This is a genomic window from Actinomadura geliboluensis, assembly GCF_043197915.1.
In the GTDB taxonomy this organism is placed as follows: Bacteria; Actinomycetota; Actinomycetes; order Streptosporangiales; family Streptosporangiaceae; genus Spirillospora; species Spirillospora geliboluensis.
On sequence record NZ_JBICUA010000002.1, the window covers coordinates 285,356 to 301,060 of the forward strand.

18 protein-coding genes are annotated in these 15,705 nt (G+C 73.9%); 13 read left to right on the forward strand and 5 right to left on the reverse strand.

Annotated features, from left to right (window positions below; translation table 11 throughout):
• Positions 1–48 precede the first annotated feature (48 nt).
• The gene (locus ACGFI1_RS06885) at positions 49–1,083 is read left to right on the forward strand and encodes an oxygenase MpaB family protein (RefSeq protein WP_392783837.1); all 1,035 of its coding nucleotides are present in this window, start codon (positions 49–51) and stop codon (positions 1,081–1,083) included.
• Between the two features lie 15 nt (positions 1,084–1,098).
• Here ACGFI1_RS06885 and ACGFI1_RS06890 read toward each other — a convergent pair whose 3' ends face one another.
• Positions 1,099–1,815, reverse strand: a complete 717-nt coding sequence (locus tag ACGFI1_RS06890) for a TIGR03943 family putative permease subunit (protein WP_392783839.1) — start codon at positions 1,813–1,815, stop codon at positions 1,099–1,101.
• A complete protein-coding gene (locus tag ACGFI1_RS06895) occupies positions 1,812–2,840 on the reverse strand; it encodes a permease (protein ID WP_392783841.1) in 1,029 nt (342 codons plus the stop codon). Before ACGFI1_RS06895 ends, ACGFI1_RS06890 begins: the two co-directional genes overlap by 4 nt.
• A gap of 169 nt (positions 2,841–3,009) precedes the next feature.
• Between ACGFI1_RS06895 and ACGFI1_RS06900 the strand changes: the two genes are divergently transcribed.
• The 3 genes from ACGFI1_RS06900 (at position 3,010) to ACGFI1_RS06910 (ending at position 6,389) form a co-directional block, all read left to right on the forward strand.
• On the forward strand, positions 3,010–3,654 hold the full coding sequence (locus tag ACGFI1_RS06900; protein ID WP_392783843.1) for a TIGR03086 family metal-binding protein: 645 nt from the start codon (positions 3,010–3,012) through the stop codon (positions 3,652–3,654).
• Positions 3,651–4,127, forward strand: coding sequence for a ribosomal protein L7/L12 (locus ACGFI1_RS06905; protein ID WP_392783845.1), 477 nt, complete (start codon positions 3,651–3,653; stop codon positions 4,125–4,127). Before ACGFI1_RS06900 ends, ACGFI1_RS06905 begins: the two co-directional genes overlap by 4 nt.
• Before the next feature lie 117 nt (positions 4,128–4,244).
• Positions 4,245–6,389, forward strand: coding sequence for an acyl-CoA dehydrogenase (locus ACGFI1_RS06910; RefSeq protein ID WP_392783847.1), 2,145 nt, complete (start codon positions 4,245–4,247; stop codon positions 6,387–6,389).
• On the opposite strand, the gene ACGFI1_RS06915 is transcribed toward ACGFI1_RS06910, so the two are convergent.
• The 3 genes from ACGFI1_RS06915 to ACGFI1_RS06925 all read right to left on the reverse strand — a co-directional run bounded on the left by ACGFI1_RS06915 (position 6,382) and on the right by ACGFI1_RS06925 (position 8,634).
• The gene (locus ACGFI1_RS06915; protein ID WP_386872908.1) at positions 6,382–7,434 is read right to left on the reverse strand and encodes an aldo/keto reductase; all 1,053 of its coding nucleotides are present in this window, start codon (positions 7,432–7,434) and stop codon (positions 6,382–6,384) included. The two genes, ACGFI1_RS06910 and ACGFI1_RS06915, sit on opposite strands and share 8 nt — an antisense overlap.
• An 89-nt stretch (positions 7,435–7,523) precedes the next feature.
• Entirely contained in the window at positions 7,524–8,303 is a 780-nt protein-coding gene (hypB, locus tag ACGFI1_RS06920) for a hydrogenase nickel incorporation protein HypB (RefSeq protein ID WP_392783849.1), read from the reverse strand.
• Positions 8,296–8,634 (reverse strand): hydrogenase maturation nickel metallochaperone HypA/HybF, encoded by a 339-nt coding sequence (locus ACGFI1_RS06925; RefSeq protein WP_138638483.1) that lies wholly within the window; start codon positions 8,632–8,634, stop codon positions 8,296–8,298. Before ACGFI1_RS06925 ends, hypB begins: the two co-directional genes overlap by 8 nt.
• A gap of 193 nt (positions 8,635–8,827) precedes the next feature.
• Here ACGFI1_RS06925 and ACGFI1_RS06930 point away from each other — a divergent pair, with 193 nt between their 5' ends.
• The 9 genes from ACGFI1_RS06930 (at position 8,828) to ACGFI1_RS06970 (ending at position 15,691) form a co-directional block, all read left to right on the forward strand.
• Complete coding sequence (locus ACGFI1_RS06930; protein ID WP_138638482.1) at positions 8,828–9,904, forward strand: NADH-quinone oxidoreductase subunit B family protein; 1,077 nt, start codon at positions 8,828–8,830, stop codon at positions 9,902–9,904.
• A gap of 106 nt (positions 9,905–10,010) precedes the next feature.
• The gene (locus tag ACGFI1_RS06935) at positions 10,011–11,795 is read left to right on the forward strand and encodes a nickel-dependent hydrogenase large subunit (protein WP_392783851.1); all 1,785 of its coding nucleotides are present in this window, start codon (positions 10,011–10,013) and stop codon (positions 11,793–11,795) included.
• On the forward strand, positions 11,792–12,277 hold the full coding sequence (locus tag ACGFI1_RS06940; RefSeq protein ID WP_138638480.1) for a hypothetical protein: 486 nt from the start codon (positions 11,792–11,794) through the stop codon (positions 12,275–12,277). The genes ACGFI1_RS06935 and ACGFI1_RS06940 overlap by 4 nt, the downstream gene beginning before the upstream one ends.
• Positions 12,274–12,894 carry a DUF5947 family protein gene (locus ACGFI1_RS06945; RefSeq protein WP_138638479.1) on the forward strand — a complete coding sequence of 207 codons (621 nt, stop codon included), beginning with the start codon at positions 12,274–12,276 and terminating at the stop codon, positions 12,892–12,894. The genes ACGFI1_RS06940 and ACGFI1_RS06945 overlap by 4 nt, the downstream gene beginning before the upstream one ends.
• A gap of 20 nt (positions 12,895–12,914) precedes the next feature.
• Positions 12,915–13,094, forward strand: coding sequence for a hypothetical protein (locus ACGFI1_RS06950; RefSeq protein ID WP_240808032.1), 180 nt, complete (start codon positions 12,915–12,917; stop codon positions 13,092–13,094).
• Positions 13,095–13,138: 44 nt separating this feature from the next.
• Entirely contained in the window at positions 13,139–13,822 is a 684-nt protein-coding gene (locus ACGFI1_RS06955) for a DUF6084 family protein (RefSeq protein WP_392783854.1), read from the forward strand.
• A complete protein-coding gene (locus tag ACGFI1_RS06960; protein ID WP_386872895.1) occupies positions 13,810–14,784 on the forward strand; it encodes a hypothetical protein in 975 nt (324 codons plus the stop codon). Before ACGFI1_RS06955 ends, ACGFI1_RS06960 begins: the two co-directional genes overlap by 13 nt.
• A complete protein-coding gene (locus tag ACGFI1_RS06965; RefSeq protein ID WP_392783856.1) occupies positions 14,781–15,563 on the forward strand; it encodes a hydrogenase maturation protease in 783 nt (260 codons plus the stop codon). Before ACGFI1_RS06960 ends, ACGFI1_RS06965 begins: the two co-directional genes overlap by 4 nt.
• A complete protein-coding gene (locus ACGFI1_RS06970; RefSeq protein ID WP_386872892.1) occupies positions 15,560–15,691 on the forward strand; it encodes a hypothetical protein in 132 nt (43 codons plus the stop codon). Before ACGFI1_RS06965 ends, ACGFI1_RS06970 begins: the two co-directional genes overlap by 4 nt.
• The last annotated feature ends 14 nt before the right edge of the window (positions 15,692–15,705 follow it).

A 15,705-nucleotide genomic window follows, 5' to 3' on the forward strand; every position in this document is an offset into this window, starting at 1 on the left:
CCCAAACACTTACTCTGGCCACAGTTGTAGCCAGAATTGGGAGTCCAGATGGCGGCCACCACGAGTCCCGGCAAGAGCAGCCCCGGCAAGAGCAATGTCGTCGCGACGCGCTTCGAGCGGGCCTTCGACGCCGATATCCGCTCCAGGTTCTTCAAGGGCCTGGACTTCGCCGGCCCCGACGGCGACCCCGGCTGGTTCGGGCCCGGCAGCGCGGTCTGGTACGTGCACTCGCACCTGCCCACGCTGATCCTCGGCCTGGTCGGCGCCGCCTACATCGAGGGCCTCGACCCGAGCATCAGCTGGATGGCCTACGACCACTCCCGCATCCCCGAGCGCGTGGACGGCGTCCCGACCGGCAACATCGACCCGGAGGGCGCCGCCGTCCGGCTCGGCCACTCGCTGTCGTTCTTCATCGGGACGGCCTACGGCTCCACCGCGACCGCCGAGCGGCTCGCCCGCACCGTCCGCGCCATGCACCACACCGTGAAGGGCACCCGCCCCGACGGCCTGCCCTACGACGCCGACGACCCCGAATGGCTGCGCTGGAACTACGCCACCGTGGTGTGGGGGCTCGCCACCGCGCATGAGCGCTACCACCGGCGTCCCCTGCGCGGACCCGCCCTGGACCGCTACTACGGCGAGTTCGTCCGCGTCGGCGAGGCCCTCGGCGGGACGGACCTGCCCGCCACCAAGGCCGAGGTCGCCGACTGCCTGGAGTCCTACCTGCCGCGCCTGGCCGTCACCCCGATCAAGGCGTTCGCGACCGGCCCGAACCTCCGCGAGAGCAAGGCCAAGCCGTGGGAGCCCGGCAGCCCGTTCATGGACTGGGCCGCCCGCGACATGCTCCCCAGGTGGGCGCAGAAACTCTGCCTGTACCAGCCGCCGAACCCGGTTGCCCTGCGCGCGCGCAGGGCGACGCTGTGGCTCGTCCTCAACGGCCTGCACGACGCCACCGGCCCGATCCGGGAGTACCGCGAGGCCGAGGCCCGTGTCGCGGGCGGCGCCTCCGCCCCGGTCGCCTCGACGGCACCGGCCGCGCCCGACCCCGTCCTCACGCGGGACGAGGTGGAGGCGACCGCCTGACCCGGTCGCGCGGGCTCAGTCGTAGGGCTGCTCGGGCCGGGGGATCGGGACGGTCTGCGTCGCGTCCATCGCCTGCTCGTCCGTCGGCGGGGTGCCCGCCGGCGGGCGGCGCCAGGTGCCGGTCACCTGCACCCACCGGTCGGCGGTCGGCTGCGGCACGCCGTGCACGATGACGCGGAACGCGACGGCGTCGCCCGCGCAGCACGCGATCTTCATCCGGGTGAGGTACCAGCCGCCCTCGCGGCGCGGGGTGACGAACCCGGTCAGCCGCACCCGGACGCCCTCCAGCGCCCTCGGGTTGCCGCGCTGCGCCTGGAACGCCCGTCCGATGTACTCGCCGATCGACATCTGCGTCGGCGCCACGGACACGGCGATCTCGCCGTACTGCCGCGAGTCCGCCGGGGGCGCGGGCGCCCGGCCGGTGCCGCGCGAGGCCATGTACGACCCGAGCGCGGGCGGCGCGACCACGGCGATGACCAGCACGGGCAGCCCGAGCAGCCACGCGACCCGCGGCCCGCGCGAGTGGTCGTGCCCGTGGTCGTCGTGGTCGGCGGGCGCGGGGCGGCGGACGAGCCCGGCGACGCCGAGCGCGATCAGCACGGCGGCGGCGGTGAGCAGCGGGATCCGGAAGCTCGGCCGCACGTAGTTCAGGTACTCGCCGGTCGGCAGCGTGATCCAGACGGCGGCGAGGCCGAGCGTGATCAGCAGCAGCGACTGCGCGTGCCGGTTCACAGCAGGATCCCTCCGGCGGCGGTGCCGCAGACGACGGCGAGGACGAAGGTCAGCGGGACGAACCGGATCGCGAACGAGCGGCCGAAGAACCCGGTCTGCAGCGCGATGAGCTTGAGGTCGACCATCGGGCCGACGACGAGGAAGACGAGCTTGGCGGTCGGGGAGAAGCCGGTCAGGCTCGCGGCGACGAACGCGTCCGCCTCCGAGCAGATCGACATGAGCACCGCGAGGAAGGCCAGCACCAGGATCGACGCCGGCGGGACCCCGCCGACACCCGTCACCCACTCCGGCGGGATCAGCACGTTGATCGTCGCGGCGGCCAGCGCGCCGACCACGAGGAAACCGCCCGCGTGCATGATGTCGTGGGTCATCGCCTCCCGGAACGCCGTCCAGCGGGCGGCGCCCTCGGCGGGGCGGCGGCGCGGGACGCGCAGCCACTCGCCCTTCCCGAACAGCAGCCACGCCCAGCCCGCGACGACCGCGGTGAGCAGCGACGCCCCGAACCGCGCCGCCGCCATCTCCGGCTGCCCGGGGAACGCGACCAGCGTCGCGACCAGCACGACCGGGTTCACGGCGGGCGCGGCGAGCAGGAACGTCAGCGCGGCGGCGGGCGCCACGCCGCGCGCCATCAGCCCGCCCGCGACCGGCACGGACGCGCACTCGCAGCCGGGCAGCACGGCGCCGAGCGCCCCCGCGACGGGGACGGCCGAGCCGGGGCGGCGGGGCAGCACGCGGGTCCAGAACGACGCCGGGACGAACGCGGTGATCGCGGCGGACAGCGCCACGCCGAACACCAGGAACGGCAGCGCCTGCACGCACACCGCGACGAAGATCGTCGACCAGGCGTCCAGGGCCGGGGCGGAGACGCCGGGCGCCACCCAGCGGCGCCCGGCGACCAGCACGACGGCCGCTGCGCCGAACAGCCACAGCGCTCCGCCGAGGGTGGATCCGCGGGGCCTTCCCCAGTCGGCGGGGGGCAGCAGCTCTTCGTCCCATGCGGCGGCGGGGATGGGGGACCGGGGCATCACGCCATGATGGCATGACCTGGCGCTGGTGACGCTCGGCTCCGGGGGCGGCACGCGGCGCTGCGGGGCACGCCGCGCCCGGCCGCGTCTCCGATCGCCCGCCCGTGATGATTTTCCGCCGCCGCCGCGGTCTACAGAGCATGGGGCGTCACCCGATCGGAGGCCGAGTGTGCGAGTGGACGCGAACCGCGGCAGGCTGCTGGACCGCGCGATCGGCTTCGCGCTGACGGCCGCCCAGGGGGTCATGCCGCATATGCTCGCCCGCCGCACGCCGTGCGCGTCGTGGGACCTCGGCATGCTGCTCCTGCATCTCGCCGACTCCCTCGCCGCGCTGCACGAGGGCATGGTCGGCGGGCACGTCGCACGGTGCTCGGAACCGGCGGCCGGGGCGGTCGACCCGGTGTCGGAGCTGCGCGTGCAGGCCGTCCGCGTGCTGCGGGCGTCGGCCGCCCGCGGCGCGGTGATCGTGGGGGACCGGCGCCTGCAGGGCGACCTGATGGCCGCGGCCGGGGCGGTCGAGGTCGCCGTCCACGGCTGGGACATCGCCCAGGCGACCGGCGAGGGGCGGCCGATCCCGCCGGTGCTCGCGGCCGACCTGCTGGCGGTGTGCCCGCTGGTGCTGCCCGCGCCGCCGCGCGGCCCGCTGTTCGCCGAACCGGTGGAGCCGCCGCCGGACGCGCCCCCCGGTGACCGGCTCGTCGCCCTTCTCGGCCGCCGCCCGGTGGCGGGCCCGCGGCCGGAGGATGCGTGCGCGGACGGGTTCCGCGAGAATCGTCCCGTCCGTTCCCCCGGCCAGAGGAGAGAGACCCGGTGAAGCATCCGGTGTCCGCCCGGTACCTGCTCCCCGAGGCGTACGAGCGCGTGGTCGGGCTCATCGCCGAGGAGAAGTACATTCCCGCGATCAAGCTCGTCCGGCAGGCGACGGGCCTCGGCCTCAAGGAGGCCAAGGAGTACGTGGACGGGCTGAAGGGGCAGGTCTTCGCCCGGCAGGTGCCGCCGCAGGTGCAGGCGAAGGCGCGCGCGATGATCGCCGAGGGCCGGGCGAAGCCGGCGGTCAAGATGGTCCGCGCGGAGACCGGGCTCGGGTCGCAGGCGGCCAAGGACTTCGTCCAGGCGCTCCGGGACGGGCTGGTCGTCGCGCCCGTGGCCGACCCCGGCGGGACGCTGTCGGACCGGGTCCGCGCGTTCCAGGCGGCCGGAGACTACGCCTCGGCCGTCGCGCTGGTGTGCGCGGAGACCGGGATGCGTCCCGAGGAGGCCGAGCGCTTCGTGGCGGCGCTCCAGTAGCGGCTCCGCGCCGGCCGGCGGCGTCGGCCTCCGGGCAAGAGATCGGGACGACCCCTCGCCCCGGACGGCAACCGAATGCCATTCTGGTGTCCGGACGCAACGATGCCTGGAGGGGCCATGGCGATCGCCATCAGCGCGGAGCACCGCGAGCTGGCACGGACGGCGCGCGCTTTCCTGCGCGACCACGAGGCGCGGGCCGCGAACCGCGCGCTGCTGGACGCCGAGAAGGAGACGCTCCCCGCCTTCTGGACCGGGTTCGCCGAGCTCGGCCTGCTCGGCCTGCACCTGCCCGAGGAGCACGGCGGCGGCGGGGCCGGCCTCCAGGAGCTGGTCGTGGTCGCCGAGGAGCTCGGCCGGTCCGCCGCGCCCGGCCCGATGCTGCCCACGATGATCGCGTCCGCCGTGATCGCCGCCGCCGGGACGGACGAGCAGCGGGCCCGCCTGCTGCCCGGCCTCGCGTCCGGCGCGACCCCGGCCGCCCTCGGCACCGGCGGCGCGCTGACCCTGGCGGACGGCACGGCGACGGGTGACGCGGGCGTCGTGCTGGGCGGCGGCCTCGCGGAGCTGCTCGTCCTCCCGGCGGGCGACGACATGGTCATCGTCCGGGCGGACGCCGCGAGCGTCGAGGTCCCGGAGAACCTGGACCCGTCGCGCCGGTCCGCCCGTGTCCGCCTGGACGGCGCCGCCGCCGAGGTCCTGCCCGGCGCCCGCGCCCAGGCCGTCGCCATCGCCCGCACCCTGGTCTCCGCCGAGGCGGTCGGCGGCGCGCTCGAATGCGTGGAGAACGCCGTCGAGTACGCCAAGGTGCGGCAGCAGTTCGGCCGCCCCATCGCGACGTTCCAGGCCGTCAAGCACCACTGCGCGAACATGCTCGTCGCCGCCGAGCTGGCCACGGCCGCCGTGTGGGACGCCGCGCGCGCCGCGTCCGGGCCCGCCGACCAGTTCGAGCTGGCGGCGGCCGTCGCGGCGGCGCTCGCGCTGCCCGCGTTCACGTCCAACACGGGCCTGAACATCCAGGTGCACGGCGGCATCGGCTTCACCTGGGAGCACGACGCGCACCTGCTGATGCGCCGCGCCGCGACCCTGGAGGCCGTGTTCGACCCGCGCTCCGCCGAGCGGGACGTGACCCGCCTGCGGGACGCCGGCGTCGTCCGCGCGGCGACCCTCGACCTGCCGCCCGAGGCCGAGGCCGAGCGGCCCCGGATCCGCGAGCTTGCCCGCGAGATCGCCGCGCTGCCCGCCGCAGAGCAGCGGCGGCGGCTCATCGACACCGGCTACGCGCAGCCGCACTGGCCGCGCCCGTGGGGCGTCGAGGCGAGCGCCGGGCTGCAGCTCGTCATCGAGGACGAGTTCCGCGCGGCGGGCGTGAAGCGCGTCCAGCTCGGCATCACCGGCTGGGTGATCCTCACCCTCGTCCAGCACGGCACCCAGGACCAGATCGACCGGTGGGTGCGGCCCGCGCTCAGCGGCGACGAGGTCTGGTGCCAGCTGTTCAGCGAGCCCGAGGCCGGCTCGGACGCCGCCGCCGTGAAGACCCGTGCCGTCAAGGTCGACGGCGGCTGGGTCGTCAACGGCCAGAAGGTGTGGACGAGCGGCGCGCAGCACTGCCGCTGGGGCTTCGCGACCGTCCGCACCGACCCGGACGCGCCCAAGCACGCCGGCGTCACCATGGTCGTGATCGACATGGAGCACCCGGGCGTGGAGGTCCGGCCGCTCCGCCAGATCACCGGCGGGTCCGACTTCAACGAGGTGTTCTTCTCCGACGTGTTCGTCCCCGACGCCGACGTGGTCGGGCAGCCGAACCAGGGCTGGACGGTCGCCCGCGCGACGCTCGGCAACGAGCGGGTCAGCATCGGCGGCGGCGCCGGCGGCCCCGCCGGGCCCGACGTCGTCGCGCTCTACCGCGAGCACGGCGCGGACGTCCCGGCCGGGGCCGAGCGGGTCGGCGCCTACCTGGCGGAGGAGCAGGCGCTCCGGCTGCTGAACCTGCGCTCCGCCGAACGCGCCGTCGCCGGCGGCGAGCCCGGCCCCGAGGGCAACATCACCAAGCTCGTCCTCGCCGAGCACGGCCACGCCACCGCCGACCTCCTCGCCGCGTTCGCCGGCCCCGGCACCGCGTTCAACGAGGGCCTCGGCCAGTTCGCCGGGCTGATGCGGCTCGGCTCCCGGGGCATGTCGATCGCGGGCGGCACGTCCGAGATCACCCGCAACCAGATCGCCGAGCGGATCCTGAAGCTGCCCCGGGACCCGCTGATCAAGTAGCGGACGCGGCGGGCCGGCGGCGGTGCTCGGCGAGCAGCCCCGGCTCCCCCGCCCGGTGGTTGATGCCCGCGATGTCGGTGCCGGGCGGGACGACCTCGTCGATCGCGTCCAGCACCGCCGGGTCGAGGCGCAGGTCGGCGGCGGCGAGCAGGTCGTCCAGCTGCGCCATCGTCTTCGGGCCGATGATCGTCGAGGTGACGGCCGGGTGCTCGCCGACGAACGCGAGCGCCAGGTGGGTGAGCGACAGCCCGGCCCCCTCGGCGATCTTCGTGAGCCGCTCGACGGCGTCGTAGCGGACGGGGGCGCTCGGGTCGACGTCCACGGTGCGGTCCCGCCACGCCGGGTTGTCCGACGGGGCGAACCGGGACCCGGCGGGCGGCTGCGCGCCGCGCCGGTACTTGCCGGTCAGCCAGCCGCCCGCGAGCGGGCTCCACGGGATGACGCCCATCCCGTGCCGCCGCGCGGCCGGCAGCATCGCCCGCTCGATCGACCGGGCGAAGACCGAGTACTGCGGCTGCTCGCACACGAACCGGACGCCGCCGCGCCGCGCGGCGGCCCACTGCGCCTCCACGATCTGGTCGGCGGGGAACGACGACGACCCCGCGTAAAGGATCTTGCCCTGCCGGACGAGGTCGGACAGCGCGTCGAGCGTCTCCTCCAGATCGGTGTCCCAGTCGCGGCGGTGGATCTGGTACAGGTCGATGCGGTCGGTGCCGAGCCGCCGGAGGCTGTCCTCCACGGCGCGGACGATGTACCGCCGCGACCCGCCCCGGGCGTTGCGCTCCTCGCCGAGCGGGAAGAAGAACTTCGTCGCGAGGACGACGTCGTCCCGGCGGCCCTTGAGGGCCTTGCCGACGATCTCCTCGCTCTCGCCGGCCGAGTACATGTCGGCGGTGTCGATGAAGTTGATCCCCGCGTCCAGCGCCTTGTGGACGATGCGCTGGGAGTCCTCGTGGTCGGGGTTGCCGACGGCTCCGAACATCATGGCGCCGAGGCACTGGGTGCTGACCTCGACGCCGGTACGGCCGAGCTTGCGGTACTGCATCTGCGCTCCCTCGTCAGGTGACCGCGCAGCACGCTATGACCTGGAGCGCGCTCCAGGTCAAGCGCCGATCCGGGCCCGCGGGCGGCCGCTCAGAGGGTGGCGAGCCAGTCGTACCAGGCGCCGAGGCCGTCGCCGCGCGTCGCCGACAGCGGCAGGACGCTGAGGCCGGGGCACAGCCGGCGGGCCGCGTCCCGGCAGGCGGCCACGTCGAAGTCGACGTGCGGCAGCAGGTCGATCTTGTTGAGCAGCAGGACGTCCGCGCCGCGGAACATGTGCGGGTACTTCAGCGGCTTGTCGGCGCCCTCGGTGACCGACATCAGCACCACGCGGGCCCGCTCGCCGAGGTCGAACAGCGCCGGGCAGACGAGGTTGCCGACGTTCTCGACGAAGACCGTCGAGCCGTCCCGGGGCGCCAGCGCGGTCAGCGCCTCCGCCACCATCGCCGCGTCGAGGTGGCAGCCGGCGCCGGTGTTGACCTGGACGGTCCGCGCCCCGGCGGCGGCGAGGCGGCGGGCGTCCAGCAGCGTCTCCTGGTCGCCCTCGATCACCGAGATCGGACGGTCCGCGCCGAGGTCGGCGACGGTCCGCTCCAGCAGCGTCGTCTTGCCGGAGCCGGGGGAGCTCATCACGTTGAGCGCGACGATGCCGCGCTCGGCGAGCCAGGCCCGGTTCCGCCCGGCCAGGTCGTCGTTGTGCGCCAGCACCTTCTGGCCGAGGGCGACGGTGCGCCCGAGGCCGTGCGCGTGCTCATGCCGGTGCTCGTGCTCATGCTCATGCCGGTGGTCGGGGGCGGGGTCGGGGGCGGGCGGCGGGAGGGTCGTCAGGCGCGCGTCCCCCGGAGCGGCGTCGCAGCCGCAGGTCTCACACATCGTCGGCGACCTCCACCGCTTTGATCGTCAGGTCGGCGCCCCCGCTGACCGTCACGTCGGCGCTGCCGCAGGGGCACACGGCGAGCGGCGCGCGCGCCGGGAAGGTGAGCCCGCAGGACGCGCAGTCGCCCACCCCGTCCGGCTCGGTGATGTCGAGCCGGGCGCCCTCCACGCAGGTCCCCTCCCCGGCGAGCGCGAAGCAGAACCGCACCGCGTCCGGCATGACTCCGGAAAGTCTCCCAATTTCGAGGTGGACCACCACCACCCGCGAATCGGGCAATTGCGTAGTTATTGCCGCGATAACGCTCTCCGTGACGGCCAGTTCGTGCACGCGTCCTCCGTCCCGTCCGGGCCCCCGGAACCGTTGCGGGAGCGCTGTTGCGGTGCCCCCGATCTTCCCTCGTCAAACGGTGTGTTGACCGAATTCGGGACCGCTGTTTAACGGCTCTTCGGGCGGTGTTTCGGGCCCATCCCGCAGGGCAGGCCCGAACTGGTGATGATCACTTCGGGGGAAGGGAGCCGTCATGGCGAGCACCGCGCCGGAACAGGCCGCGCCGGGACCGCCGACGTCGCAGCCGCCGACGGAGGAGATCCACATTCTGTGGACGTCCGAGGGCATGAGCTGCGACGGGGACACGGTCTCGGTCACCGCCGCCACGCTGCCGAGCATCGAGGACGTGCTGCTCGGCGCGATCCCCGGCCTCCCCAAGGTGCACCTGCACAACAAGGTGCTCGCCTACGAGACCGGCGACGCGTTCGTGGAGGCGTTCCGGCAGGCCGCGCGCGGTGAGCTGGACCCGTTCATCCTCGTCGTCGAGGGGTCGGTCCCGAACGAGAACATCAACGGCGACGGCTACTGGACGTCGATGGGCAACGACCCGGAGACCGGCGAGCCCGTCACGCTGAACGAGTGGATCGACCGGCTGGCGCCGAAGGCGTGGGCCGTCGTCGCGGCCGGCACCTGCGCCACCTACGGCGGCATCCACGCCATGGCGGGCAACCCGACCGGCTGCATGGGCCTCGCCGACTACCTCGGCTGGGACTTCCGCTCCGCCGGCGGCCTGCCGATCGTGAACGTGCCCGGCTGCCCCGTCCAGCCGGACAACTTCATGGAGACCCTGCTGTGGGTGCTGCACCAGGCGGCCGGGCAGGCGCCGGTCATCCCGCTGGACGACAAGCTCCGCCCGACGTGGCTGTTCGGCAAGACCGTCCACGAGGGCTGCGACCGCGCCGCCTACTACGAGCAGGCCGACTTCGCCTTCGACTACAACTCGCCGAAGTGCCAGGTGAAGATCGGGTGCTGGGGCCCGGTGGTGAACTGCAACGTCACCAAGCGCGGCTGGATGGACGGCGTCGGCGGCTGCCCCAACGTCGGCGGGATCTGCATCGGCTGCACGATGCCCGGCTTCCCGGACAAGTTCATGCCGTTCATGGACGAGCCGCCCGGCGGCAACCTGTCCACGACGCTGCTGAAGACCTACGGGCCGTTCATCCGGACGATGCGGTCGATCACCAACCGGAGCGCCAACGAGGAACCGCGGTGGCGCCACAACCGCGACCGCCTGACCAGCGGCTACCAGCCCCGCTGGCCGCGCACCTGACCCGCACACGCCAAAACCGTCACCGCAGAGCAGTCACCGCAGAGAGTCGTCACCGAAAGGCCGCGCCGATGAGACAGGGCACTCACCGATGAAGCAGGGCACCAGCGTGCGAAGCGACCGGTCCCCGGAGCAGGGGGGCCTCGTCGAGGTCGCGTTCGACCCGATCACCCGGATCATCGGCAACCTCGGCATCTACACCAAGATCGACTTCGCGAACCGGGAGGTGGCCGAGTGCCGGAGCACCTCGTCCATCTTCCGCGGCTACAGCGTGTTCATGAAGGGCAAGGACCCGCGCGACGCCCACTTCATCACCAGCCGCATCTGCGGCATCTGCGGTGACAATCACGCGACCTGCTCGGTCTACGCGCAGAACATGGCGTACGGGATCAAGCCGCCGCCCCTCGCCGACTACATCATCAACCTCGGCGAGGCCGCCGAGTTCATGTTCGACCACACGCTGTTCCAGGACAACCTCGTGTTCGTCGACTTCTGCGAGCGGATGGTCGCCGAGACGAACCCGGGCCTGCTCGCGACGGCGCGGACGACCGAGGCGCCGCGCGGCTCCGTGCACGGCTTCAAGACGATCGCCGACATCATGGCGGCGTTCAACCCGTTCGAGGGGTCGGTCTACAAGCAGGCCCTCGAACTCAGCCGGATCACCCGCGAGATGTGCTGCCTGATGGAGGGGCGGCACGTCCACCCGTCCACCCTGTACCCGGGCGGGGTGGGGACGGTCGCGACGCCGCAGGTGTTCACCGACTACCTCGTCCGGCTGACGCGCTGCCTGGACTTCGTCAAGCGGTCCGTCGCGATGAACGACGACATCTTCGACTTCTTCCTGGAGGCGCTGCCCGGCTACGACCAGGTGGGGCGGCGCCGGACGCTGCTCGGCTGCTGGGGCGCGTTCCAGAACCCCGACGTCTGCGACTACGACTACCGGCACATGTCCGAATGGGGCCGGGCCGCGTACGTCACGCCCGGCATCGTGATCGACGGCCAGCTCCTCACCACCGACCTGGTCGACATCAACCTCGGCATGCGGATCCTCCTCGGCAGCTCGTACTACGACGACTGGGCGAACGAGGAGACGTTCGTCAAGCAGGACCCGCTCGGCAACCCCATCGACCAGCGGCACCCGTGGAACCAGACGACGCTGCCGCACCCGCAGAAGCGCGACCTGGACGGCGGCAAGTACAGCTGGGTGATGAGCCCGCGCTGGCTGCATCCGGTGACCGAGGAGCACCTCGCGCTCGACACCGGCGGCGGGCCGCTCGCCCGGCTGTGGACGACCGCGCTGGCGGGGCTGGTGGACACGCCGTACGTCCGGTCCACGGGGCGCAGCGTGCAGATCGACCTGCCGAAGACGCCGGGCATGCCCGAGGTCAACCTGGAGTGGACGCCGCCGCCGTTCGCCAACACGATCGAGCGCGACCGGGCCCGCGCCTACTTCGTCGCCTACGCGGCCGGGATGGCGCTGTACTTCGCCGAGAAGGCCCTCGACGAGGTGCGGGCGGGCCGCACGAAGGTGTTCACCGACTTCGAGGTGCCGGACGAGGCGATCGGCGTCGGGTTCCACGAGGCGGTGCGGGGCGTGCTGTCGCACCACCTCGTCATCCGCGACCACAAGATCGCGAACTACCAGCCGTACCCGCCGACGCCGTGGAACGCCAGCCCGCGCGACTCCTACGGCACGCCCGGCCCGTACGAGGACGCCGTGCAGGGCCAGCCGATCTTCGAGGAGAACGGGCCGGACGACTTCAAGGGCATCGACATCATGCGGACCGTCCGCAGCTTCGACCCGTGCCTGCCGTGCGGCGTCCACATGTACCTCGGCGGCGGCCGGACGATCGAGAAGCGCCATTCCCCGATGTTCGGTGCGCAGGAACGATGAGCTGGGACGACGAGCGCGTACGCGAGCACGTCCAGCGCCTGGAGGGGCTGCTGGAACGGCTCGACCCGGCCGCGGCGGACACCGTCCACGCGCTGGTGGAGCTGTACGGGGAGGCGCTCGACCGGGTCATGCGGCTCGCGGGCGACACCGGCGCCCTCATCGAGGACGAGCTGATCCGCCACCTGCTGCTCGTCCACGGCCTGCACCCGGAGACCGCGGAGGCGCGGGTGCGGCGGGCGCTCGGCGCGCTGGAGACCTTCCTCGCCAAGCACCGCACGTCCGCCGAGTTCGGCGGCATCGAGGACGGCGCGCTGCGGCTGGCCGTCGCCGCCGAGGGCCGGGCCGCGCCGCCCCGCCCCGTGCTGGACGCGGTCGAGCGGGCCGTCCGCGCGGCGGCGCCGGAGCTGGACCGCGTCGACATCGCGGCGCCCGCCCCCGAACCGGTGCTGATCACCCTCGACCAGGTGCGGAGCCGCGCATGACCGCCGCCCTGTCCACGCCCCGGCTCGCCGCGCTGGCCCGCCGGGAGCCGCGCCCTCCGGCGGCCGCCGCCGCCGAGCGGTGCGAGCTGTGCGGCGAGCCGCTGCCGGACGTCCACCGGCACCTCCTCGACCTGGGGACGGGCGACCCGCTGTGCGCGTGCGGGGCCTGCACCGTGCTTTTCGCCGACCACGCGGCGGGCGGGCGCCACTACCGGCTCGTCCCGGACGAGCGCCGCCGGCTGGCCGGCTTCCACCTGGACGGCCCGCTCTGGGCCGCCCTCGGCGTCCCGGTCGACCTGGCGTTCTTCACCGCCGCCGCGTCGGGCGAGGTCACCGCCCGCTATCCGAGCCCGGCGGGCGCGCTGCACGCGCCCGTGCACGCCGCGAGCTGGGAGCGCCTGACCCGCGCGAACCCCGTGCTGGCGGACCTGCGCCCGGACGTGGAGGCGCTCGTCGTCCACCGGGCGCTGGGCGCCGCCGAGCACTGGATCCTCCCGGTCGACGACTGCTTCCGGCTCACCGCCCTGCTGCGCGCGCACTGGACGGGCTTCACCGGCGGCGACGCCGTCCGGCACCGCATCCGCACGTTCTTCGAGGAGTTGGAGGGGGACAGATGATCAGGTTGGGGAGACCCGACGTGAAACCCGACACGCCGTCGCACACGCGGGGCGTCCGCGAGGGGAACGCCGCGGGGAACTACGAGAAGCAGCCGGGCCACCTGCCCGACGGCACCTCGAACCAGCGCCGCTCCACGGGGATCAACGCGAAGCACCGCGAGCCGATCCTCGACTCGATGCCGAACCTGTCTCCGGCATGAGCCCGGGGGGTGCGGGGGGTCGTCCCCCCTCGGGAAAGCAGGGCATGAGCGAGAGGAACGGGGCGCCGGAGCTGGGGCTGGAGCTGCTGGGGGTCGAGGCGGAGGCGTTCGCGGCGACGCCGACGCTGAACCTGCGGATCGGGCTGCGGCGGCTGGACGGCGGGTCCGTGCAGTGCGTCCTGCTGACCACGACGGTGACGATCGCGGCGGCGCGGCGGGAGTACGGAGACGCCGAGCAGGAGCGGCTCACCGGCGTGTTCGGCACGCCGGACATGTGGGAGAGGTCGCTGCGCGGGCTGACCTGGGCGCGGGTCGGCGCGACGGTGCCGACGTTCCGCGGGGAGACGGAGGTGACCCTGTCGCTGCCGTGCGGGCATGACATGCAGGTCGCGGCCGACCGCTACCTGCACGCGCTCGACGACGGCGACGTCCCCCTCGACCTCACGTTCAACGGCACGGTGTTCTACCCGGGCGAGGACGGGAAGCTGCGCACCGGGCAGATCCCGTGGCACCACGAGGCGACGGGCGTGCTGCCCGTCCAGGCGTGGCGTGACCTGATGGACCGCTACTACGGCGGCGCCCGCTGGCTCCGCCTGGACGACGCGTGCTTCGGCCGGCTGGCCGCCTACCGGGCGCGCCGCGCGCACTCCTCGTTCGACGACACGGTCGACGAGCTGCTGCGGCAGGCGGAGGCGGCGCGCGAAGGGGAGGAAGAGTGGACCGTGTGAGGGCGGTCGCGGACACGGTCCTCTACGAGGGATACCTGCTGTGGCCGTACCGGCGGTCGGCGCTGAAGAACCAGCGGCGCTGGACGATCGGCGGCGTCTACCCGCGCCGCTACGCCGAACGCAACGACGACCACTGGACGGTGCGCGCCGAGTTCGTCCTGGACCCCGGCGGCGACACCGACGTCGAGGTCGCGTTGCGGTTCCTGCACGAGGTGCACCGCCAGGTCATGGACGGCGACACCCCCGTGGACGAGCTCAGCCGGGGTGTGGAGACGTACACGACCTGGCAGGAGGCCCGCGAACGCGAGTTCACCGGGGGCCGCGTCCCGCTGGAGCGCCTGCTGGACGGGCCGGTGCGGATCCCGGTCGAGGTGCCGCCGGGCGCCGAGGACGAGGAGATCGGCGGCGGTGCCCGCTTCACGCGGTCGTGGGGGCGGGTGACCGGCTGGGTCGACGTCTCGGCCGTGCCGGTGGAGGACGGCGCCGTGCGGGTCCGGGTCGAGGTCGTCAACGGCGGCGACGCCGCCGAGCACGGCGACGCGGTCCGGGCCGGGATGCTGTCCGCCCATGTCGTGGCGCGCGCGGGCGGCGGCGGGGCGTTCGCCTCGTCCACCGATCCGCCGGAGCGGCTCGCCGCCGCCGTCGCGGGGTGCGCGAGCGAGGGGCTGTGGCCGGTGCTGGCGGGGGAGCCGGGCGGGTTCGACACGGTGCTGGCCGCGCCGATCGTCCTGTACGACTGGCCGCAGGTCGCGCCGGAGAGCCCCGGCGACCTGTTCGACGGGACGGAGATCGACCGGCTCCTCATCCTCAGCGTGCTCGGCCTCACCGAGGACGAGCGCCGGGAGATGGCGGCGACCGACCCGAAGGCGCGGCGGATCCTGGAGCGGTGCGGCGCGCTGTCGTCCGACGAGCTGCTCGTCCTGCACGGCACCATGCGCGATCCCCGCAGGGACGTGTGGTGAACGCGCGGGCGGTCGTCGGCGGGCGGGAGCTGACCGCGGGGAGCCGGGTGCGGCTGCGGCCGCGGGGCGGCGCCGACATCTTCGACCTCGCGCTGCTCGGCCGCACCGCGACCGTCGAGCGGGTCGAGGAGGACATGGAGGGCGGCCTGCACCTGGTCGTCGCGGTCGACGACGACCCCGGCCGGGACCTCGGCGCCCGCGACCAGCTCGGCCACCGGTTCTTCGTCGGGCTGGACGAGGTGGAGCCGCTGCCGCAGGACGCCGCGGCCCGCAGGGTCCTCGTCGCCGGGATCGGGAACGTGTTCCACGGCGACGACGGGTTCGGGGTGGAGGTCGTCCGGCGGCTGGCGGAGCGGCCGGTGCCGGCCGGCGTGGCCGTCACCGACTTCGGCATCCGCGGCATCGACCTGATGTACGCGCTCGGCGACGGCTACCGGACGGCGCTCCTGGTCGACGCGGCGGCCCGCGGCGAGGAGCCCGGCACCGTCTCGCTCATCGAGCCGGAGCCCGGCTCCGACGACTTCGGCGGCGCCGCGGTCGACGCGCACGGGCTCGACCCGGCGCGGGTGCTGCGGCTGGCCCGCGGCAACGGACCGGTGCCGCCGCGGATCCTGCTGGTCGCGTGCGAGCCGTCGGCGCAGACCACCGACGCCACCTGGGACATGGAGCTCAGCGCGCCGGTCCGCGCGGCCGTCGGCGAGGCCGTCCGGCTGGTCGAGCGGCTGCTCGCGAGGGAACTGGAGACGCACACCGACACAGAGGGGGGATCTGTGGCATGAGGAAGGGAATCCACATCGGGCCCGGCGTGGTCCGGCTGGCGGTCGCGCTGCTCGCGCTCACCGTGGTCGCCGCGGCGGTCAGGGAGGTGCCGGCGATCCGCAGGTACATCAAGGCCGAGTCGATGTGACCGCGCCGCTGACA

Coding starts and splice junctions, on each gene's coding strand:
- ACGFI1_RS06885 (WP_392783837.1), top strand. CDS start 49: ATGGCGGCCACCACGAGTCCCGGCAAGAGCAGCCCCGGCAAGAGCAAT.
- ACGFI1_RS06895 (WP_392783841.1), bottom strand. CDS start 2,840: ATGCCCCGGTCCCCCATCCCCGCCGCCGCATGGGACGAAGAGCTGCTG.
- ACGFI1_RS06910 (WP_392783847.1), top strand. CDS start 4,245: ATGGCGATCGCCATCAGCGCGGAGCACCGCGAGCTGGCACGGACGGCG.
- ACGFI1_RS06915 (WP_386872908.1), bottom strand. CDS start 7,434: ATGCAGTACCGCAAGCTCGGCCGTACCGGCGTCGAGGTCAGCACCCAG.
- hypB (WP_392783849.1), bottom strand. CDS start 8,303: ATGTGTGAGACCTGCGGCTGCGACGCCGCTCCGGGGGACGCGCGCCTG.
- ACGFI1_RS06930 (WP_138638482.1), top strand. CDS start 8,828: ATGGCGAGCACCGCGCCGGAACAGGCCGCGCCGGGACCGCCGACGTCG.
- ACGFI1_RS06940 (WP_138638480.1), top strand. CDS start 11,792: ATGAGCTGGGACGACGAGCGCGTACGCGAGCACGTCCAGCGCCTGGAG.
- ACGFI1_RS06945 (WP_138638479.1), top strand. CDS start 12,274: ATGACCGCCGCCCTGTCCACGCCCCGGCTCGCCGCGCTGGCCCGCCGG.
- ACGFI1_RS06955 (WP_392783854.1), top strand. CDS start 13,139: ATGAGCGAGAGGAACGGGGCGCCGGAGCTGGGGCTGGAGCTGCTGGGG.
- ACGFI1_RS06970 (WP_386872892.1), top strand. CDS start 15,560: ATGAGGAAGGGAATCCACATCGGGCCCGGCGTGGTCCGGCTGGCGGTC.